At 71.2% G+C, this 20,998-nt stretch carries 17 protein-coding genes; 10 read left to right on the top strand and 7 right to left on the bottom strand.

Features of this window, described 5'->3' with window-relative positions:
* The first annotated feature begins 119 nt into the window (after positions 1-119).
* Complete coding sequence (locus AB0L06_RS11605; RefSeq protein ID WP_500230899.1) at positions 120-1,625, top strand: 3-hydroxyacyl-CoA dehydrogenase; 1,506 nt, start codon at positions 120-122, stop codon at positions 1,623-1,625.
* On the opposite strand, the gene AB0L06_RS11600 is transcribed toward AB0L06_RS11605, so the two are convergent.
* The 4 genes from AB0L06_RS11600 to AB0L06_RS11585 all read right to left on the bottom strand — a co-directional run bounded on the left by AB0L06_RS11600 (position 1,601) and on the right by AB0L06_RS11585 (position 5,213).
* The gene (locus AB0L06_RS11600; RefSeq protein WP_500230898.1) at positions 1,601-2,674 is read right to left on the bottom strand and encodes a CU044_5270 family protein; all 1,074 of its coding nucleotides are present in this window, start codon (positions 2,672-2,674) and stop codon (positions 1,601-1,603) included. The two genes, AB0L06_RS11605 and AB0L06_RS11600, sit on opposite strands and share 25 nt — an antisense overlap.
* Before the next feature lie 2 nt (positions 2,675-2,676).
* Positions 2,677-3,270 (bottom strand): RNA polymerase sigma factor, encoded by a 594-nt coding sequence (locus tag AB0L06_RS11595; protein ID WP_500230897.1) that lies wholly within the window; start codon positions 3,268-3,270, stop codon positions 2,677-2,679.
* 114 nt (positions 3,271-3,384) lie between these two features.
* Complete coding sequence (locus AB0L06_RS11590) at positions 3,385-4,641, bottom strand: CU044_5270 family protein (protein WP_500230896.1); 1,257 nt, start codon at positions 4,639-4,641, stop codon at positions 3,385-3,387.
* A gap of 2 nt (positions 4,642-4,643) precedes the next feature.
* Entirely contained in the window at positions 4,644-5,213 is a 570-nt protein-coding gene (locus tag AB0L06_RS11585) for an RNA polymerase sigma factor (RefSeq protein ID WP_500230895.1), read from the bottom strand.
* A 374-nt stretch (positions 5,214-5,587) separates the two neighbouring features.
* Here AB0L06_RS11585 and dnaK point away from each other — a divergent pair, with 374 nt between their 5' ends.
* The 5 genes from dnaK to clpB all read left to right on the top strand — a co-directional run bounded on the left by dnaK (position 5,588) and on the right by clpB (position 12,554).
* Positions 5,588-7,447, top strand: a complete 1,860-nt coding sequence (dnaK, locus tag AB0L06_RS11580; RefSeq protein ID WP_500230894.1) for a molecular chaperone DnaK — start codon at positions 5,588-5,590, stop codon at positions 7,445-7,447.
* A complete protein-coding gene (grpE, locus tag AB0L06_RS11575; protein ID WP_500230893.1) occupies positions 7,444-8,064 on the top strand; it encodes a nucleotide exchange factor GrpE in 621 nt (206 codons plus the stop codon). Before dnaK ends, grpE begins: the two co-directional genes overlap by 4 nt.
* 237 nt (positions 8,065-8,301) lie before the next feature.
* The gene (gene dnaJ / locus AB0L06_RS11570; protein ID WP_500230892.1) at positions 8,302-9,486 is read left to right on the top strand and encodes a molecular chaperone DnaJ; all 1,185 of its coding nucleotides are present in this window, start codon (positions 8,302-8,304) and stop codon (positions 9,484-9,486) included.
* A 6-nt stretch (positions 9,487-9,492) separates the two neighbouring features.
* Complete coding sequence (locus AB0L06_RS11565; RefSeq protein ID WP_500230891.1) at positions 9,493-9,942, top strand: heat shock protein transcriptional repressor HspR; 450 nt, start codon at positions 9,493-9,495, stop codon at positions 9,940-9,942.
* Between the two features lie 14 nt (positions 9,943-9,956).
* On the top strand, positions 9,957-12,554 hold the full coding sequence (gene clpB, locus AB0L06_RS11560; RefSeq protein ID WP_500230890.1) for an ATP-dependent chaperone ClpB: 2,598 nt from the start codon (positions 9,957-9,959) through the stop codon (positions 12,552-12,554).
* 88 nt (positions 12,555-12,642) lie between these two features.
* Here the strand turns inward: clpB and AB0L06_RS11555 are convergent, their stop codons facing one another.
* Both AB0L06_RS11555 and AB0L06_RS11550 read right to left on the bottom strand, forming a co-directional pair.
* Positions 12,643-13,047: a MarR family transcriptional regulator gene (locus AB0L06_RS11555; RefSeq protein ID WP_500230889.1), complete on the bottom strand. Its 405-nt coding sequence runs from the start codon at positions 13,045-13,047 to the stop codon at positions 12,643-12,645.
* Between the two features lie 470 nt (positions 13,048-13,517).
* Positions 13,518-14,246: a TetR/AcrR family transcriptional regulator gene (locus AB0L06_RS11550; protein WP_500230888.1), complete on the bottom strand. Its 729-nt coding sequence runs from the start codon at positions 14,244-14,246 to the stop codon at positions 13,518-13,520.
* 86 nt (positions 14,247-14,332) lie between these two features.
* Between AB0L06_RS11550 and AB0L06_RS11545 the strand changes: the two genes are divergently transcribed.
* Positions 14,333-16,117, top strand: coding sequence for an MFS transporter (locus tag AB0L06_RS11545; protein WP_500230887.1), 1,785 nt, complete (start codon positions 14,333-14,335; stop codon positions 16,115-16,117).
* A gap of 134 nt (positions 16,118-16,251) precedes the next feature.
* On the opposite strand, the gene AB0L06_RS11540 is transcribed toward AB0L06_RS11545, so the two are convergent.
* On the bottom strand, positions 16,252-16,407 hold the full coding sequence (locus AB0L06_RS11540; protein ID WP_500230886.1) for a hypothetical protein: 156 nt from the start codon (positions 16,405-16,407) through the stop codon (positions 16,252-16,254).
* A 143-nt stretch (positions 16,408-16,550) separates the two neighbouring features.
* Between AB0L06_RS11540 and AB0L06_RS11535 the strand changes: the two genes are divergently transcribed.
* The 3 genes from AB0L06_RS11535 to AB0L06_RS11525 all read left to right on the top strand — a co-directional run bounded on the left by AB0L06_RS11535 (position 16,551) and on the right by AB0L06_RS11525 (position 20,896).
* Complete coding sequence (locus AB0L06_RS11535; RefSeq protein WP_500230885.1) at positions 16,551-17,099, top strand: GNAT family N-acetyltransferase; 549 nt, start codon at positions 16,551-16,553, stop codon at positions 17,097-17,099.
* A 104-nt stretch (positions 17,100-17,203) separates the two neighbouring features.
* Positions 17,204-18,946 (top strand): DUF7800 domain-containing protein, encoded by a 1,743-nt coding sequence (locus AB0L06_RS11530; protein WP_500230884.1) that lies wholly within the window; start codon positions 17,204-17,206, stop codon positions 18,944-18,946.
* A 573-nt stretch (positions 18,947-19,519) separates the two neighbouring features.
* Positions 19,520-20,896, top strand: coding sequence for an NYN domain-containing protein (locus AB0L06_RS11525; RefSeq protein WP_500230883.1), 1,377 nt, complete (start codon positions 19,520-19,522; stop codon positions 20,894-20,896).
* Positions 20,897-20,998: the final 102 nt, after the last annotated feature.

The following is a 20,998-nucleotide window of genomic DNA, read 5'->3' as shown; positions in this document are numbered from 1 at the left end:
GACGAGACGAACACATCGGGCTCTTGGCAGGGTATGCCGCGTACGGGCGGAGTCGCCGGACGGCGTTCCGCCTGACGGAGTCTGGAATTTCGTTCTGGAACGAGCCGAGGAGGCCGCGCGTGGAGCACTGGGCGGAACGGGCGACGACGGTCCGGGTGGTCGGCACCGGGATCATGGGACGCGGGATCGCGCAGGTGGCGGCGGCGGCCGGACTGACCGTCCAGCTCGCCGACGCGCGACCGGAGGCCGTGGAGGCGGCCGTCGCGTACGTGAGCGCGATGTTCGACAAGCTCGCCGCCAAGGGCCGGATGAGCGCGGACGACGCGACGGCGGCCAAGTCCCGGCTCGTCCCCCTGGACGACCCGCTGGCGCCCGCCGACCAGCTTGATCTCGTGGTCGAGGCCGTCCGGGAGGATCTGGCGACCAAGCAGCAGCTCTTCCAGGGGCTGGAGAAGGCGTGCCCGGAGACGACCGTCCTGGCGAGCAACACCAGTTCGCTGTCGGTGACGCGGATCGGCGCGGGGATGTCCGATCCGTCCCGGCTGGCCGGGCTGCACTTCTTCAACCCCGTGCCGCTGATGAAGCTCGCGGAGGTGATCCCAGGCGCGCGCACGGCCGCCTGGATCCCGGACGCGCTGACCGACCTCGTCCGGCGTTTCGGGCACACGCCCGTCCGGGCGCCTGACACCCCGGGGTTCCTGGTCAACCACGCGGGGCGCGGGCTGACGACCGAGGCGCTGCAGATCGTCGCCGAGGGGACGGCCCGTCCGGTGGACGTGGACCGCATCGCGCGCGACGTCCTCGGCCTGAAGATGGGCCCGTTCGAGCTGATGGACCTCACCGGGCTGGACGTCTCCCATCCCGTCCTGGAGACGATCTGGGAGGGATTCCATTATGACGAGCGGCTGCGGCCGTCCCACCTCACGCGCGCGCGGTATGACGCGGGCCTGTTCGGCCGGAAGGTCGGCGAGGGCTGGTACCGGTATGCGGACGGGGTGAAGGAGGAGCCGGCGGAGGCCGCTACCGATGTCCCGCCGTCCCCGGTGTGGGTCAAGGGCAGCGAGAGGCTGCGCAACATGCTGCGGGAGGCCGGAGTCGAGCTGAGCCTGTCCGGCGTGCTGCTGGACGTCCCTGGCGAGGGCGATCCGGTGAACGCGGGCCGGGACGCGTCCAGAACGCTCCGCGTCGACCCGACCGGCGGGTTCGAGAAGCGGATCGTCCTGGCCGTCCATCCGGGCGCGTCCCGGGACGCGGCGCGCGGCGCGCTGGCGGCGCTGGCGGCGACGGGCCGTCCGGTGACGGTCGTCGCCGACGCCCCGGTGTCCACCGCGCGCCGCCTGCTGGCGTCGATCGTCAACGTGTCCTGCGAGATCGCGCAGCGCGGGCTCGCCACGCCCGGCGACATCGACACGGCCGTCCGGCTCGGCCTCGGCTACCCGCGCGGCCCCCTTGCGTGGGGCGACCGCGCGGGCGCCGCGTCCGTCCTGTCCGACCTGCGCAAACTCGACGAGCGGACCGGCGACCCGCGCTACCGCGCGAGCCGCTGGCTGACCGACCGTGTCGCGCTCGGCCTCCCGCTCACCGAGCGCGGCACCTCACCTCAGAGCGTCTTCGGCATCGGGTAGTTCGGCACCTGGTCCGTCCAGCCGTAGGACCGGACGGCGTCGTAGTCCACGATGTCGCCGGTCTTGCGGTCGGCCCAGATCCCGCCGGGCTTGGTGAGGACGGTCTGCGTGGCGAGCAGCCGTCCGGTGCGGGTGTCGATGATCATCTGCACCTGGAGGCCCCGGTCGGCCGGGTTCTGGGACTTCTCGCGCAGGGCGAACGCCGTCCCGCGCCGACCGAGCGCGTCCATGACCGTGCCGAGGTTCCGCAGGTTCGGGTCCTCGGCCAGCAACCGGTACACCGCTCCGCGCGTGCGCGGGTCGACAGGGCCGGACAGGATCAGTTTGGCGTTGGCGAACAGCCAGTCCGTCTCGTTCGGGCCCCGCCATTCCGGCGGCAGCGTCCGTTCCAGGGCGGCCTTCAGCGCGTCGGGATCGGACGGCAGCGTCCGCAGATCGACCTGGGCCGGAGCGGTGCCCGGGCGCGAGGTGCCGGCCATCTGGGTCTGGAACAGGGAACCCTGCGCGAGCATCGACTTCGTCCACCGGAAGGAGTCCAACACGTTCGCGCGCGCGCCATCGGCCTTGGTGGTCCTGACGTACTTCTTGGACACCATGCGCTGGGTGATCCAGGCGTCCTCCTTCTTCGGGCCCGCGTCGTACTGGCCCGTCTGCCGGACGAAGTCGTACTCCTTGTGCTCCTCGACGAGCCGTCCGCCCAGCTGCTCCTGAACCGCCCAGTAGCGTCCGGTCTGGGGCGCGGGCTGCTTCTCGACGCTCTCGGCGGCGGTGAGCATCAGCCGGGAACCGGACGCGTCCGTGACGCCGGACGCGTCCGGCGCGCGCGGCGTCGTCCCGGACGACAGCAGCACCGCGCCCGCCACGGTTGCCGCCGCTCCCGCCAGGCCGAAGCCGCCGAACAGCGCGAAGCGCGGCCGGATCTTCGACACGCGTCGCCGCGACCCCGCCGATCCGGTCGTCTCGAAGGTCAGCTTGCGCCGTCCGTCCTGCTCACCGTGCGCGGAGGGTTCCTCCTCCAGCAGGGACACGATCATTCCGAGTTCGTCCACGGTCACTTTCCTTTCGTTGTGGAGAGGGCGGCGCGGAGCTTTCCCCGCGCGCGGTTGAGGCGGGAGTCGACCGTCCCGACCGGGATGGCGAGCGCGACGGCGATGTCGTCCCGGGCCAGGTCGGTGAAGGCGGCGAGGAGCAGCACGTCCCGCTCCTTCCGGGACAGCGCGCGCAGCGCGGCGGCCAGCCGGGGCTGGGCGAGCCGCGCGTCGACCGCGTCGGCGACGCGCTCCTCCGGGCCGTCCTCGGGACGGCCCGGACCGAGTCGCGCGAGCGTCCGGTACCGGCGCTCCTCGACCCGGCGGTGCTCCCCGACCAGCCGGGTCGCGATGCCGAACAGCCAGGCGCGGACCTCGCCGCGCACCGGGTCGTAGTCGGCGCGGCGGCGGAACGCGGTCAGGAACGCCTCGGCGGCGACGTCGTCCGCGGGCTCGGGGCCGAGCCGGGCGGCGATGTAGCGGCGGATCGCGGCGAAATGCCGGTCGTAGACGCTGGTGAACCGTTCCGGATCGTCACGGGACGCCGCGATGAGCTCCGCGTCGTCCACTATCGGTGGGGCGGACATGGGCAGGGGGTCCCCTTCGGTCGGTGTCATAGGTACTCCGTCCGCCGAGAAGAACCCTTCGGTGGGATTTCGGGATTTTCTCGTGGGCACGAGAAAACGCCCGCGCCCCCAGGAGGGCACGGGCGTTTCGTCGTCTGTGAGTGGTCAGAAGGGCAGCTTCGCCGTCGGGGTCGGCTTGCTGTTCGTCCAGCCACCCGACCGGACGATCCAGTAGAAGATCACCGAACCGGGCTTACGGGCGGCGTACGGACCGCCCGGCTCCGCCAGGATCAGCTGCTGGGACAGCAGCGCGCCGGTCTTCGGGTCGAAGATCAGTTCCTCCTGGTCCTTGTAGGTGCCCTGCTCGTTCTTCGGGGTGCCGAACTCGCCGGTCCGCGTCCGCTTCTCGGGATCGGCCCGCAGGGCGACGCCCTCGCGGCCGAGCGGATCCCGCACGTTCTTGACCGTGTGGACGCCGGGCTGCATCGCGAGCGCCCGCATCAGGCCCGATCTGACCTTCGGCGGCAGCGGCATGTCCTTCAGCGCATCACCCGCCGCGAGGACCTTCTGCCAGGGGGACATCTCGCGCGGCGGGATCCGGTCGGGGTGCGCCCGGTACTTCAGGACCTGTTCCTGCGTCATCGTGTCCAGGGACAGCGGGTCGATCGCGTTCATGCCGGTGAGCTTCGGGAAGAGGATCCCGGCGAGGGTGGACGGGTCGGTGGGCAGCTTCGCGAAGTCCTCGACGGTCATGGTCGGCAGCGGCTTGCCCATCTCCTTCTGGGGCCGGGGGCCAAGACGGGGGAACCGTCCGCCGCTGTCCTGTCCCCCCGAGTCCTTGACCCAGGCTGTGGGCTTGGACCTGTAGACGTAGTAGTGGTCGTTCGACCAGACGCGGAAGGACGACGGCGATCCGGCGCGCTTCCACGCCGCCTCGTCCTCCGGCGTCGCCGGACGGGCGGCCAGGTCGCGTCCCCAGAAGGCCGAGCCGTCCTTCCGCTTCGCGCCCACGTACTGGAGGATCTCGCTGTGCGCGCCGATGATCGCGTACGGACCGGTCTTCGGACGCTGCATGTACGACTGGCCCTGGATCTCGTCCGAGTACCAGTAGCGGCCGGTCGGCAGCAGGTCCGCCTTGGCGGCGACGTCCATGAACGCCCCGTCGGCGAGCGGCCCGCCGCCATGCGCGCCGGGCGCCCGGGGCGTCGCCGTCCCGGACGACATCATGACCGCGACGGCGGCGGCCGCGCCCGCGAGCGTCAGCCCGAAGCCGGTGAACAGGGCGGGACGGGGCAGGGAGAAGCGGCGCGCGCGGCGGCGGGCCGGACCGCGCGCCTCGGCCTCCAGCAGGGCGCGTCCCTCGGCGGTGGTCTCTTCGGTGGGGTCGGCGGCGAGCAGCCTGAGGGCGTCGAGTTCGTCCATGATCACTTTCCTTCCGCGGTGGTGGACAGGACGGCGCGGAGCTTCCCGCGCGCCCGGTTGAGGCGGGAGCCGACCGTCCCGTACGGGATGCCGAGGGCGGCGGCGATCTCCTCGTGGCTGAGATCGGCGAGCGCGACCAGCAGCACGACGTCGCGTTCCTTGGCGGACAGGCCCCGCAGCGCGGCGGCCAGCCGGGGCTGGACGATCCGCGCGTCCACGGCGGCGGCGACGCGGTCCTCGTCCCCGCCGTGCGGACGGTCGACGCCGACGCGGGCGAGCGCCCGGTAGTGGCGTTCCTCGGCGCGGCGGTGCTGGGCGACCAGGCGGGTCGCGATGCCGAACAGCCAGGCGCGCACCGCGCCGCGTCCCGGATCGAAGTCCGCGCGGCGGCGGAACGCGACCAGGAACGTCTCGGCGGCGATGTCGTCGGCGGCCTGCTGACCGAGCCGTCCGGAGACGTACCTGTAGACCGCGGTGTGGTGACGGTCATAGACGCCGGTGAACCGCTCTGGCTCGCTGAGAGAGGCCGCGACGACCCAGGCGTCGTCCTCCACGGCCGGTGGAGCGCTCATGGCACGGGGGTCCTTCCGGTCGGTGTCACCTGTACTCCGCCGACGAACCGGATCACTTTCGGCGCGATCGAAGAATTTCTCGTGCGCGCCCCGGTCCCGTGCACGGGGCCGGTCCCGTCCTCCCAGGGCAGGGGGCCGGCTCCTCCCTGAGGAGGGTTCGTCCCCGAGAAACCCGGAGACCGGGAACGGGAATAGGTCGCTCAGACGTCCTGTTCTTGAGACAGCAGCAAAGTTGAGTCCGCTCGACTCAAGTCATTTGACAAGAGATCCCCAGGGCGGCACTCTGACACACAGCGGAAAACTCACGCCGGACGCGAGGCCCCCCGGGCCGTCCGCACCGGCGAAGGCCTAGCAAGATCCACGGAGGACGAGACATGGGACGTGCGGTCGGCATCGACCTCGGGACGACCAACTCGGTCGTCGCGATTCTGGAGGGCGGCGAGCCCACGGTGATCGCCAACGCGGAGGGGTCGCGGACCACGCCGTCCGTCGTCGCCTTCGCCAAGAACGGCGAGGTCCTCGTCGGTGAGGTGGCCAAGCGCCAGGCCGTCACCAACGTTGACCGCACCATCCGGTCGGTCAAGCGTGAGATGGGCACCGACTGGAAGCAGAAGATCGACGACAAGGAGTTCACGCCGCAGCAGATCTCGGCGTTCGTCCTTCAGAAGCTCAAGCGGGACGCCGAGTCCTTCCTCGGTGAGACGGTGACCGACGCGGTCATCACCGTGCCCGCCTACTTCTCCGACCACCAGCGCCAGGCCACCAAGGAGGCCGGCCAGATCGCGGGACTGAACGTCCTGCGCATCATCAACGAGCCGACCTCGGCCGCGCTGGCCTACCACCTGGAGAAGGAGAACGAGGCCACCATCCTGGTCTTCGACCTGGGCGGCGGCACCTTCGACGTGTCCCTGCTCGAGGTCGGCGACGGCGTCGTCGAGGTCAAGGCGACCTCCGGCGACAACCACCTCGGCGGCGACGACTGGGACAACAAGGTCGTCGACTGGCTGGTCGAGCGCTTCAAGAACGCCAACGGCGTCGACCTGTCCAAGGACAAGATGGCCCTCCAGCGCCTCCGCGAGGCCGGCGAGAAGGCCAAGATCGAGCTGTCCAGCTCGTCCGAGACGCAGATCAACCTGCCCTACATCACGGCCTCGGCCGAGGGCCCGCTGCACCTGGACGAGAAGCTCACCCGCGCCGAGTTCCAGCGCCTCACCAGCGACCTGCTCGAGCGCACCAAGGCGCCGTTCCAGCAGGTGCTGAAGGACGCGAACATCAGCGTCGAAGGCATCGACCAGGTCGTCATGGTCGGCGGCTCGACCCGCATGCCCGCCGTCAGCGAGATGGTGAAGGAGCTGACCGGCGGCAAGGACCCCAACAAGGGCGTCAACCCCGACGAGGTCGTGGCCATCGGCGCGTCCCTCCAGGCCGGCGTCCTGAAGGGCGAGGTCAAGGACGTCCTCCTGCTGGACGTCACCCCGCTGTCGCTCGGCATCGAGACCAAGGGCGGCATCTTCACCAAGATCATCGAGCGCAACACCACGATCCCGACCAAGCGCTCGGAGACCTTCACCACGGCCGACGACAACCAGCCGTCCGTGGAGATCCAGGTCTACCAGGGCGAGCGCGAGATCGCGGCGTACAACAAGAAGCTCGGCACCTTCCAGCTGACCGGCCTGCCCCCGGCGCCCCGCGGCGTCCCGCAGATCGAGGTCACCTTCGACATCGACGCCAACGGCATCGTGAACGTCTCCGCGAAGGACCTCGGCACCGGCAAGGAGCAGTCGATGGTCATCACCGGCGGCTCGGCGCTGCCGAAGGACGACATCAGCCGCATGATGGACGAGGCCGAGAAGTACGCCGAGGAGGACCGCAAGCGCAAGGAGGAGGCCGAGGTCCGCAACCAGGCCGACACCCTCGCGTACTCGACCGAGAAGTTCCTCCGCGAGAACGGCGACAAGGTCCCGGACGAGCTGAAGACCGAGGTCGAGGCGGGCGTCGCCGAGGTCAAGAAGGCCCTGGAGGGCACCGACGTCGAGGCGATCAAGACCTCGGCCGAGAAGCTCGCCCAGACCAGCCAGAAGATGGGCGCCGCCATGTACGCCCAGAACCCGGAGGGCGCAGCCCAGCCGGGCGGCGAGCAGGCCGGCGGCGCGGCGGGCGACCAGCCGCAGGACGACGAGGTCGTCGACGCCGAGATCGTGGACGACGAAAAGCCGAAGGGTGAGGCCAAGTGACCTCACCCCGTGAGGAACACGACGGCCCGGTGATCCGCGACCGGCGGCGCATCGACCCGGAGACGGGCAAGGTCCGGGAGGCGGGGGCGGACGAGACGTCCGCCCCGGCCCCCGAGGCCCCAGCCGCCGAGCCGGTGAGCGGAGAGGCCGCCGCGTTCAAGCAGCAGCTGGCCGAGCGCACCGCCGACCTGCAGCGGCTGAAGGCGGAGTACGACAACTACCGCAAGCGCGTCGAGCGCGACCGCGTCGCGGTCCGCGAGCAGGCGCTGGCGAGCGTGCTCGCCGAGCTGCTGCCGGTCCTGGACGACATCGGCCGGGCCCGCGACCACAACGAGCTGAACGGTGGGTTCAAGTCGGTCGCCGAGACGCTGGAGGGGGCGACGGGCAAGCTCGGCCTGGAGCGCTTCGGCGAGAAGGGCGAGCCGTTCGACCCGACGGTGCACGAGGCGCTGATGCACTCCTACTCGGCCGAGGTCACCGAGACCAGCGTCGCGGACGTCCTCCAGCCGGGCTACCGGATCGGTGAGCGCGTGCTGCGTCCCGCGCGGGTCGCGGTCGCCGAGCCGCAGGACGGTGGCGACGACGCCGAGCAGGCCGAGAACGACCGGCCCGAGTAGCGGTCCCCGCCCGGACGACCGTCCGGGCGGAGGCGGCGGCCCGGGTTCGCCGCCGGACCACGGTCCCGGCGGAGGCCCGGGCAGCGGTCCCGGCAGAGGCTCGGGCAGCGGTCCGGGCGGAGGCCGCGGGCCGATCGGCAAGACCCGTTCCGGGCCGTCCTCCCCCAGCGCGGGGCGCGGGACGGCCCGGGGCACCCACCGGCAGCAGACAGAGGAAGACGCGGAAGGCGAGGATCTGTGAGCACCAAGGACTACCTCGAGAAGGACTACTACAAGGTCCTCGGTGTCTCGAAGACAGCCTCGCAGGACGAGATCAAGAAGGCGTACCGCAAGCTCGCCCAGCAGTACCACCCGGACCGCAACAAGGGCGACGCCGACGCCGAGGAGCGCTTCAAGGAGGTCTCCGAGGCGAACAGCGTCCTGTCGGACACCGGGCGCCGCAAGGAGTACGACCAGGTCCGCTCGATGCCGAGCGGGTTCCGGGGCGCCGGCGGCGGGCAGGGCGGCGGCTTCGGTTTCGACCTGGGAGACCTCTTCGGGCAGGGCGGCACGACGCCGGGAGGCGCCGGGACGCACGGCGCCGGGGAGCGTATAGGAGACCTGTTCGGCGGCCTGTTCAACCGCGGCGGCACCCGCACCGGCACGTCCGCGCGGCGGGCCCGGCGTGGCGCCGACGTCGAGACCGAGGCGACGCTGTCGTTCGGCCGCGCCATGAGCGGCACGACCGTGTCGCTGAAGCTGACCAGCGAGGCGGCCTGCCCCACCTGCCACGGCACCGGCGCGAAGACCGGAACCGTCCCGCGGGTGTGCCCCAACTGCGAGGGCACCGGGCAGGAGACCCGCAACCTCGGCAACTTCGGGTTCAGCGAGCCCTGCCACATCTGCCGCGGCCGCGGCCTGGTCGTGGACGACCCGTGCCCGACCTGCAGCGGCAGCGGCCGCGCGACCGGCACCCGCACCATCCAGGCCCGCATCCCGGCGGGCGTCGCCGACGGGCAGAAGATCCGCCTCAAGGGCAAGGGCGCGCCCGGCGAGAACGGCGGCCCCGCGGGCGACCTCTACGTGAACATCAAGGTCACGGCGCACAAGGTGTTCGGCCGCAGCGGTGACAACCTCACCCTGACGGTCCCGGTGACCTTCCCCGAGGCGGCGCTCGGCGCGGAGATCAAGGTGCCGACGTTCCAGGGGCAGCCGGTCACCCTGCGCGTCCCGGAGGGCACGCCCAACGGGCGGACGTTCCGGGTCCGCGGGCGCGGCGCGGCCAGGCGCGACGGCACCAAGGGCGACCTGCTGGTCACGGTGGACGTCCAGGTGCCGGACAAGCTCGACGACCAGACCCGCACGGCGCTGGAGTCGCTGCGGTCGTCCGGTGAGGGCGACGACCTGCGCGGCGGACTGCTCCGGCAGGCCGGGGAGGAGTAGTGCACCATGGATCCCTTCGGCGATGACACGCCGGTCTATGTGATCTCGGTGGCGGCGCAGCTGTCCGGGCTGCACCCGCAGACGCTGCGCACCTACGACCGGCTGGGCCTGGTGTCCCCCGGCCGCACCCAGGGCCGGGGACGCCGCTACTCCATGCGCGACATCGTCGCCCTCCGCGAGATCCAGCGGCTCTCGCAGGAGGAGGGCATCAACCTGTCGGGCATCAAGCACATCCTGGAACTGCAGCGCGAGGCCGCGCGGCTCGGCGACGAGCTCCAGCGCGCCCGCGAGACCCTGCAGGACCTCGCCAACGAACTCGAATCGACCCGCGCGGTCGCGGCGCGCCTCGCGCAGCAGCGCCGTCGCGGTGAATCCGGTGACGCTCCCGGGGGAGACCTCGTGCCCATCCGCGCGACGGGCGTGGTCGTCTGGCACGAGCGGGGCCGGGACCACTGAGGGGATAGCCGAACATGGACTACAAGCTCACCCAGAAGTCCCAGGAGGCGGTGTCGCTCGCGGTGCGCCGCGCGGCCGCCGAGGGGAACCCGCAGGTCGAACCGCCGCACCTGCTCGTCGCGCTGATCCAGCTGACCGACGGCACGGCCGTCCCGCTGCTGGAGGCCGTCGGCGCGGACTGGAAGGCCGTCCGCAGCCGGGCCGAGGAGCAGCTCGAGGCCCTGCCGAAGGCGGCGGGCTCGACCGTGTCGTCCCCGCAGATGTCGCGGCAGCTGATCGTCGCGGTGAACACCGCCGCCAACCGCGCCCGCCAGCTCGAGGACGAGTACGTCTCCACCGAGCACCTGCTGGTCGGCCTCGCCGCCGACGGCGGGCCGGTCGCCGGGCTGCTGAAGGAGTACGGCGCGACCCCGAACGCGCTGCTGGAGGCGTTCGAGAAGGTCCGCGGGCACGCCCGCGTCACCTCCGAGAACCCCGAGGAGACCTTCCAGGCGCTGGAGAAGTACGGCGTCGACCTGACCGAGGCCGCGCGCGAGGGCAAGCTCGACCCGGTGATCGGCCGCGACACCGAGATCCGGCGCGTGGTGCAGGTGCTGTCCCGGCGCACCAAGAACAACCCGGTGCTGATCGGCGAGCCGGGCGTCGGCAAGACCGCCGTCGTCGAGGGCCTCGCCCAGCGGATCGTGGCCGGTGACGTGCCCGAGTCGCTGCGCGGCAAGACGCTGGTCTCGCTCGACCTCAGCGCGATGGTCGCGGGCGCCAAGTACCGCGGCGAGTTCGAGGAGCGGCTGAAGGCCGTCCTGCACGAGATCAAGGAGTCCGAGGGGCGGGTCGTCACGTTCATCGACGAGCTGCACACGGTCGTCGGCGCGGGCGCGAGCGAGGGCTCGATGGACGCCGGCAACATGCTGAAGCCGATGCTGGCCCGCGGCGAGCTGCGCATGATCGGCGCGACCACGCTGGACGAGTACCGCGAGCGGATCGAGAAGGACCCGGCCCTCGAGCGCCGGTTCCAGCAGGTCTTCGTGGGCGAGCCGTCCGTCGAGGACACCGTCGCGATCCTGCGCGGGCTGAAGGGCCGGTACGAGGCGCACCACAAGGTGCAGATCAACGACTCGGCGCTGGTCGCCGCCGCGACGCTGTCCGACCGGTACATCACCTCCCGGTTCCTGCCGGACAAGGCGATCGACCTGGTGGACGAGGCGGCGTCCCGGCTGCGCATGGAGATCGACTCCCGGCCGGTCGAGATCGACGAGCTGCAGCGCTCGGTCGACCGGCTGAAGATGGAGGAGATGGCGCTCGCGAAGGAGACCGACGCGGCGTCCGCGCAGCGTCTGGAGCGCCTCCGCAAGGACCTGGCCGACAAGCAGGAGCACCTGAACGTCCTGAACTCCCGTTGGGAGAAGGAGAAGGCCGGGCTGAACCGCGTCGGCGAGGTCAAGGAGCGCATCGACGCGATGCGCGGCGAGGCCGAGCGGGCGCAGCGCGAGGGCGACTACGAGACCGCGTCCCGGCTCACCTACGCCGAGATCCCGCAGCTCGAGAAGGAGCTGGCCGAGGCGTCCGCCGAGCAGGACGACCAGGCCAACGCCATGGTGAAGGAGGAGGTCGGCCCGGACGACGTCGCCGACGTCGTCGCGTCCTGGACGGGCATCCCCGCCGGCCGCATGATGGAGGGCGAGACCGCCAAGCTGCTCCGCATGGAGGACGAGCTGGGCCGCCGCCTCATCGGCCAGCGCACCGCCGTGACGGCCGTGTCGGACGCGGTCCGCCGCGCCCGCGCGGGCATCGCCGACCCGGACCGTCCGACCGGCTCGTTCCTGTTCCTCGGCCCGACCGGCGTCGGCAAGACCGAGCTCGCGAAGGCCCTGGCGGAGTTCCTGTTCGACGACGAGCGGGCGATGACCCGCATCGACATGTCGGAGTACTCCGAGAAGCACGCGGTGGCCCGCCTCGTCGGCGCGCCTCCCGGCTACGTCGGCTACGAGGAGGGCGGCCAGCTCACCGAGGCCGTCCGGCGGCGCCCGTACTCGGTCGTCCTGCTGGACGAGGTGGAGAAGGCGCACCCCGAGGTCTTCGACATCCTGCTCCAGGTCCTCGACGACGGCCGCCTCACCGACGGCCAGGGCCGCACGGTGGACTTCCGGAACACGATCCTGATCCTGACGTCCAACATCGGCTCGCAGTTCCTCGTCGACCCGGCCCTGGAGAACGGCGCCAAGCGCGAGGCGGTCATGACGGCCGTCCGGAACTCCTTCAAGCCCGAGTTCCTGAACCGCCTGGACGACGTCATCGTCTTCGACGCCCTGTCCACCGACGAGCTCACCCGCATCGTCGACCTGTCGGTCGACCGCCTGGCCCGCCGCCTGGCCGACCGCCGCCTCCACCTGACCGTCACCGAAGCCGCCCGCGAGTGGCTGGCCCTGACCGGCTACGACCCCCTGTACGGCGCCCGCCCGCTCCGCCGCCTCGTCCAGACCGCCATCGGCGACCGCCTGGCCAAGGAACTCCTCTCCGGCGCCATCCAGGACGGCGACGAAGTCCGAGTCGACCTGGACGAACCCGCCGACACCCTCACGGTCACCCCGGTCCGAACCCCAGCCACAACCTGACCCACCGCCGAAAGGGGCGTCCGACCGGGCGCCCCTTTCCCATGCCCCTACAGCGGGAAACGGCAGACCTCCGGAACACGCACGGCGGTCAGCGCTGGACGCGGAGTTCCTCGGTGGCTTCCTGGAAGGCGTCGGCGGCCTGGTCGAAGTAGTCGAACAGCAGCGCCTGCTGCTCCGGCGTGTACCCCTGGATGATCGCGCCGATCCGCTGCCGCACCGGCGCGAGCGCCTCGTCCAGCCCGGACGGCTGCGCGACCAGCTCGACGATGACCTTCCGCCGGTCCTCCGCGTCCGGCACCCGCCGCGCGTACCCGGCCTGCTCCAGCCGATCGACCAGCCGAGTCGTGGGCCCGGTCGTCAACCCGGCCCGCCGCCCCAGCTCCCCCGGCGTCAAGGCCCCGAACAACTTGAGGATGTTCAGGGCATAGAGATCCGTGGCCCCCAGATCAACGGCCTTCGCACTCGCCTGCCCATGCAGCATCAGCGCACTCATGTACCGCTGATAAACCGCCGACGGATCAGCCACCAACCCCACCCCTCCCAACAGAAAAACTTCACAAAGGAAGCAACTTCCCCAAAGAAGCTACCACGCCACCCCCTCCCCCTCCCCCCGAACGCGCAACACCCACCCGAACACCACGCGCCGCCCACGAGCACCCGCACCGACACCACGCCCCAGCAGACGCAGCACACGGGGCAGCCCGAACACGCAGCCCCAGACGGACACCACGCGGCCGCCGCGCGTTGCCCTCGAGCACCCGCGCTGGTGCCGCATCCCAGTGGGCGCAGTGCACAGGCGACGCGGTGCGCCGAGGGGGCTGTGAGCGGGTGCGCGGCGCGGTGCTGGGGTGGGCGGCGCGTGCTGGTGGGTTTGGTTTTGGGTGCTGAGCGGGGGCCACGTCCGGGCGGGAGGGGTCTCCGAGTGGACGGTCCGAGCGGGGACCGCGTCGGGGTGGTCGCTGGTCAGGGGCGGGTGGGGTGCATGCCGTCCAGGAAGCGGTCCAGGCCGTAGTCGAATTCGTCCTGGGGGATGTTGAGGTTGGGGCGGGCTTCGCGTTGGGCCTTGTAGAGCCTGGCCAGGCGGGGGTGGGACTCCATGGCGTGTTCCATGGCGGGGCGCATCTGCTCCAGCCACTGCTCTTCGGTCTGGCCACTGCGGGCGAGGGCCAGGAGCCAGGCGGCCTCGGACGTCGTCCAGCCGATGACGTAGGCGAACAGCGCCTTCACGGCGCCGTTGCCCTCTTCGAGGGCGAAGCCGGCATCTTCGAGCAGGCCGAGCATCTCGTCGGTGAGCCGGGAGACGTTGGGGCCGAGGTAACTGGAGCCGACCAGGCCGAGGATGGGCGCGACCCACGGGTGGCGCAGGATCATCTCGCGCATCTCGTGCGCCAAGGCGCGGACGGCCGGCCGCCACTCGGCGGGGTCATCGAGGACGGGGACGCGCAGTTCGCCGTAGATCTCGTCCACCACGAGCTCGAGCAGCTGGTCCTTGTTGGCGACGTGCCGGTAGAGGGACGTCGCGCCCGCGTTCAGGGCCTGGCCGAGCTTGCGCATGCTCAGCGCGTCCACACCCTCGGCGTCCAGAAGCCTGATCGCCTCGGCGACGATCTGCTCCCGACTCAGTGTCGGACGGGCGTTCCGGGCCTTCTCCGGACGCGCCCAGACCGAGGAGATCACCTGGTCGTCGGCCATCTGCGGCCCCCTTTCGGATCGGCTCCCAGCCTAGCGCACGCCGTACCCATTGCGCACAGCGTTCCGCCATGCGTACAGTGTTCCCAATGACGCGAACACTGTACGCACCGGGAGATGAGATGAACCGCAATCCACGACGCTGGTGGATCCTGCTGGTGCTCTGCCTGAGCACCCTGGTCCTGGTCGTCGACAACATGGCGCTGAACGTGGCGATCCCGCCGCTCACCGAGGACCTCGGGGCCGGCGCCCAGGACATCCAATGGATCCTGGACTCCTACATCCTGGTCTTCGCCGGCCTCCTGCTCACCGCGGGCAGCCTGTCCGACCGGTTCGGCCGCCGCCGGGTGATGATCATCGGACTGGCGCTGTTCGGGGTCGCCTCGCTGGCGGCCACGCTCGCCGGGTCGCCGGGGACGCTGATCGCCGCGCGGGCGGTGATGGGCGTCGGCGGCGCGCTCGTCCTGCCCAGCACCCTGTCCATCCTGATCACGGTGTTCGACGAGGACGAGCGGCCGAAGGCGATGGCGGCCTGGGGCGTCGTCTCCATGGTCGGCCTGGTCGGCGGCCCGATCCTCGGCGGTGTCCTGATCGCGCACTTCTGGTGGGGCGCGGTCTTCCTCATCAACGTTCCGATCGCCGCCGTCTCCATTCTCGCCGCCGCCGTCCTGATGCCGGAGTCCCGGGGCCCGTGGCGCAAGCCCGACCCGCTGGGCATGGTCCTGTCCGCCGGCGGGATGGTCGCCCTGGTCTGGACGATCATCGAGTTCCCGAAGAACGGCATGGACGCGCACACCCTGGCCGGCGGCGCCGTCGCCGTGGCCGCCCTGGCCGGCTTCGTGGCCTGGGAGATCCGGGTCGAGTCGCCGATGGTCCCGCTGGGGCTGTTCCGCGACCGGGACTTCGCCGGCGGCAGCCTCTCGCTCACCCTGGTCGAGATCGGCAACGGCGGGCTGCTGCTCGCGCTCACCCAGTACCTGCAGTTCGTCCTCGGCTACTCGCCCATGAAGACCGGCCTCTCCTTCATCCCCGTCGCGATCGCGGCCCTGGTGTTCAACGGCCTCGGCGCGGGCCTGGTCGGCAGGCTCGGCAACCGGATCACCGCGGTCGCCGGCCTGCTGGTCGTCGCCGCCGGGTTCGGCACCCTCGCCACCGTCTCCCCCGGAGACGGCTACTGGCCCGTCGCGATCGGCCTGTTCCTCATGGGCGCCGGCAGTGGCCTGTCGATGCCCGCCACCATCGGTGCGCTGATGGGCGCCGTCCCCGAGGAGCACGCCGGGGTCGGCTCGGCCCTGAACGACACCATCCAGCAGGCGGGCGCCGCGCTCGGCGTCGCGCTCCTCGGCACCGTCCTCACCAGCGCCTACGGGACGGCGATGCCCGACGGCACGCCCGAGCAGGCCCGCAAGTCCATCGGCGACGCCCTCGCCCTCGCCGCCCGGAGCGGCGACTCCTCCCTGGCCCACGAGGCCCGGGACGCCTTCACCACGGCCATGGGCACCACGTTCGTCGCCAGCCTGGCCGGGGTCGTCTCCGCGACCGTCCTCGCCCTGTTCGTCCTGCGCGGCCGCACCGCCGCCGCCAACGCCGACGCGACCGACACCGCCGACGCGACCGAGACGGCCGTCACCGCCGACGCGAGCACCGCCACCGACGCGGCCAGTGTCACCGCCCACCCGAGCGACACCCACCCGAGCAACACCCACCCGAGCGACGCCGCCCCGACCGACAGCGCTGCCCCGATCGCCGATGACGCCGCGGCCACCGCGAAGGCGACGGCCTTCGCCGGGAACGCGACGACCGGCGCGACGGACGCCGAGCCCGTGACCGCGACCTTCGAAGTCACCACTGAGAACCCCTCTCCCGTCCGGTAGTCCTGAGTCCGGGCCCGTCCCCCCTGGACGGGCCGCACAGATCCAGCCTGGCCGGACGGAGCCCCCGCTCGAAAGCCGGTCCCCAACCTGTGGATAACTCCCGCTGAGCCGCCGATCCGCCTAAGGACGGCGGCTCAGGGCTGCGCGTGGCGCGCGACGGCCTGTCGCGCGATCGTCTGGACGGGGTTCGGCGGCGGCGGCAGCACCCCCGCCGCCAGGACGGTCCCCAGCAGCGCGCCGATCAGGATGACGCGACGCGGACGGACCTCGGTGCGGCTGTTCTCCCTCATGCCATCGAATCTAGGGACGCGGGCACGCGGGAGACATGGGACCAGCACCCCAAACCCATGGTGGGGCCAGCCCCACCATGGGTGAGTAGGAGTACCTGGCAACACTCACCCGACACATAGCCCTTCCTAGTAGAAATAGGGACGTGCCTGTACTGATCGCTCCAGACGCACGGGTCCGGGTCTCGTTTCTCGCCGCCATGGAGGAGTTCCGCGCGGAGGGCCGTGGCGCCCCCGAGGACGACAGCTGGCTCGGACGGGACATACGCCTCTTCAGCGGCGTGTGGGACGAGCCGGAGCCGTTCGACCGCTTCGTCCACCACGTCCGTTCGCTGGCGCTGGAGGAGACGCCGCGTCCGCCCGAGCACGTCCCCACGACGATCCTGTGGTGGGTGGACGGGGACGAGTTCGTCGGACGGCTCACCCTCAGGCATCGGCTGAACCCCTGGCTGCTCGAGTCGAACGGGCACATCGGATACGACGTGCGGCCGTCGGCCCGCCGTCGCGGGCACGCGAGCGCGATGCTCCGATCCGTCCTTCCCATCGCGCGCGGGCTCGGCATCGAACAGGTGCTCGTCACGTGTGACACTGACAACACCGCGTCACGTTCCGTCATCGAGAGGAACGGCGGTGTCCTGGAGGACCGTCGTGGGATCAAGCTGCGCTATTGGGTCCCCTGCGCGCACACGGCCTGACGAATTCACCCCTTTCCCCGCTCTCACCATGGCGGACACGGAGGAGAAGTCGAACCTGCCAACCCATGGACGGGGATGGCTCGCATCCAGTAGAGAGGCGGGTTATGACCGCTTTGGTACTTGGACCGCTCCTCCGGCATGTCGGCGAGAACACCGCGACCGTGTGGGTGGAGACCGACCGTCCGTGCCGGGTACTCGTGCGCGCGGGAGACGTGGAGGTGGGTGCGCAGACGTTCACCATCCACGGACACCACTTCGCGCTCGTCGAGGTCGGCGGTCTCGCTCCCGGCGCGCGTGTTCCGTACCAGGTGGAACTGGACGGCACCCGCGTCTGGCCCGAAGAGGGCTCCGCGTTCCCCGCCAGCCAGCTGCGCACGCTCGACCCGTCCGGCACGCTCCGCGTCTCGTTCGGCTCATGCCGCCGCTCCCCGGACCGTGAGGGCAAGCACGGCTTCGACACCCTCTCCGCTCTCGCGCATCACCTCACGCACGCGGACGCGACATGGCCCGACATCCTGCTCATGGTCGGCGACCAGGTGTACGCGGACGAGCTCGACCCGGCTATGCGCGAGATCGTGCGCGCGCGACGCGGCGCCAACGGACACAGCGCCCCCGCGACCACCGGCGCTCCGACGAACCTCGGTGGTGGCGCTCCTGCCAACACGCTCGTCGCGAACGGCGCGTCCGCACCTACCGGCCTTGTGGAGACGAAGCCGTCCGCCGAAGCATGCCCGGACGATGAGATCGCGAACTTCGAGGAGTACACGCACCTCTACCGGCTCGCATGGCGCGAGGATCCGGCCGTGCGTTGGCTGCTGTCCACGGTGCCCTCGCTCACGGTGTTCGACGACCACGACATCCGCGACGACTGGAACACCTCCTACACATGGCGACAGCAGATGTGGGCACTGCCCTGGTGGCGGGACCGCATCGTCGGGGGCATCAGCTCGTATTGGGTGTATCAGCACCTCGGCAACCTCTCGCCTGAGGAGCGCAGGGCGAACGAGTTGTTCGCAGCCGTCCGCGAGGTGTCCGCAAACGACGGCGACAGCGGCAAGATCCTGGACGAGTTCTCCGAGCGCGCCGACCGTGAACCCGCGACGGCGCGCTGGAGCTACGCGCACGAGTGGGGAGGGACGCGCCTGGTCGTCGTCGACAGCCGATGCTCGCGGCTGCTGACGCCCGAACGTCGCGGCATGCTCGACGACGAGGAATTCGACTGGCTGGACAGTCAGTTCCAGGGCGGCGTGGACCACCTGCTGGTCGCGTCGTCCCTGCCGTACCTGCTCGCGCCCGCCATCCACCACGTGGAATCGTGGAACGAGGCCGTCGCCGAGGGCGCCTGGGGCGCGCGCGCCGCGGGCGTGGGGGAGAAGATCCGGCAGGCCGCCGACCTGGAGCATTGGGCCGCGTTCGAGCGGTCCTTCCGGGAGGTCGCGAACGACGTCCTCGCCGTGGCGCGCGGCGAGCGGGGTGCCGCACCCGCCACAGTCGCCTTTCTCTCCGGCGACGTCCACTACTCCTACCTGGCCCGTGTGACCGCCCCGGACGCGTCGTCCGAGGTCGTACAGGTCGTGTGCTCGCCGCTTCGCAACCCGCTCCCCAGCAAGTACCAGTGGGCGAACCGTTTCGCGTGCGCGCGAGGCACAGGTGTGCCGTTCCGTTGGCTCGCTCGTTTGGCACGCGTTCCGCGCCCGCCGCTGCGTTGGCGCGTCACGACCGGTCCGTGGTTCGACAACGCGATCGCGACGGTCGAGTTGACGGGGCGCGACAGTCGCGTCCGATGGGATTCGCCTAGCGCGGCCACGGAGATGACGCAGGTGTCGACGGTCTCGATAACCCGATGAGGTGAGTCCGTTCCGCCCCCTCTCGCATCGGAACGGACACCCCACGACACTCCACGCTCTCTAGGGAGACCAAGGACGACGCCCTGCTCCTCGGCGTCGTCACAGTGAACGCGCCTATGCGGAGCTGAGTTCCACACCGATATCGCGCGTTCACCTAGGCCTTCTGACGTGCTCAAACCACGGGCACACCATGCTCTGGTCATGAGCCCAGAGGACGACTCACCCGCTTTGAACGATGTGTCGGGAGTTTCCGTAAAGATCATGGACGAAGCATTAGGGACCGACCGGAACGGCTGGTAGCGTCCGCGCAGGAGTTGCCCGTCCGATGGACGGGCCGCGCGCCGGAGCGCTGGCACCAGGAGGGCTCGCGTACGGCGGACTGTCGTGAAAGAGTGTCGAATCGCCGTATTGGCCTACCGGTCTTACGGGCTTCACTACGCTAAGAACGCCCGGGGTCTTCGACCGGCCCACGTCCGAGAGCCAGGAGGGCGGGCCCGATGAGGGGAACCCTTACCGACCTCGCCGCCGGGTGGGAGCCGCATGAGGTCCCGTGTTGACGAAAGGCGGAGCCGCATGGATCGCTGTGCGCTGTTCGTAGACGCCGGCTACCTGCTGGCTGACGGCGCCATGGCGGTGCACGGCACCCGCCATCGCGAGGCCGTTTCGTGGGACTTCGGCGGCCTGCTGCAACTGCTGGGCAACCTCGCGCGCGAGCGGACGAGCCTGCCCATGCTGCGCTGCTACTGGTACGAGGCCACGGTCGAAGGACGCCGCGCGCCCGAACACGAGTCGCTCGCCGACCTGCCCGGCCTCAAGCTGCGCCTCGGCCGCATCCGCCCGGGCCGCCGCGAGGGCGTCGACACCGAGATCCACCGCGACCTGATGGCGCTCGCCCGCAACGGCGCGCTCGCCGACGCGGTCGTGGTCAGCGGCGACGAGGACCTCGCCCAGGTCGTCGCGGACGCGCAGGACCTCGGCGTCCGCGTGACCGTCGTGCACGTCGCCGTCGACGGCAACTGGACGATCTCGCGCGTGCTCCGGCAGGAGTGCGACGACCTCATCGAGATCGGCTCGAGCCACCTGCGCCCGTACGTCAACCTGCTGACCGGCGTGGACGGCGCGAGCACGGGCGCCTCCACGACCACGCCCGGCCCGCTGTCGAACGGCAACGGTCACGGCGGCGTCGGCACCGGAACGCTCAGCCCGCTCCAGTCCAGCACGCACAGCAGCCCGCCGCCGTCGTCCCCGATCACCCCCGCGCCCGCGAGCCCGTCCGGCCTCGGCAGCCTCGGATCCGGCATGCCGAGCCTCGGCGCGGGCACTCCCCCGCCGCTCGGCGCGAGCGGCCTCGGTGTGGCCGGGCTCGGCTCGTCGGCACCCGGACTCGGCGCGTCCGCCTCCGGGCTCAGCTCGACCCCGCCCGGCCTGAGCGCGCTGAACGCCCTCGGGACGAGCAGCCTCGGTTCGTCCGGCGCCTCGAGCTCGCCGACGAGCACGCCCTCCCCGCTGCACGCGGCGCCCACGCCCGGCCCGTCGGCCGCCAAGAGCCCCTCGGCGACGCCCACGCCGCCCGGCACGCCGCACTACAGCTCGTCGCCCATGACGCCGCCCACGACGCCTCCGCCGTCCGTGACGTCGCAGCCGCACGGTCCGTACACCGGTCCGCAGCAGATCTCGCCGCTGCCCGTCCCGGCGCAGAGCGCGCCGAGCCTCTCGGACGCGGTGAAGGCCGCCCACCAGGAGGGCCAGGACTTCGGCGAGTCCGTCGCCCGCGACGCGCCCGCGCTGTGGCTCGAGGCCGTCCTCGCGCGCAAGCCGCGCATGCCCTCCGATCTGGAGGCCCGCCTACTCCAGGGTTCGTCGCTCCCCATCGACTTCCTGCTACACGACGAGGTCCGGCACGCCCTCCGCCGCGGTTTCTGGGACGCCCTGGAACGCTCGCGCCGCTGATCGCCGAAGCGGTCGTTCCGGACACACGCCCGAGTGCTGTCACCAGCGGTGCCCGCGACCGTCACCTCACGGTTTCGACCCGCCTTGCCCGCGTTCACACCC

This window comes from Spirillospora sp. NPDC052269 (assembly GCF_040679435.1).
In the GTDB taxonomy this organism is placed as follows: Bacteria; Actinomycetota; Actinomycetes; order Streptosporangiales; family Streptosporangiaceae; genus Spirillospora.
Note: the sequence above shows the minus strand (reverse complement) of the source record. Positions and strands in the feature narration are given on the sequence as shown.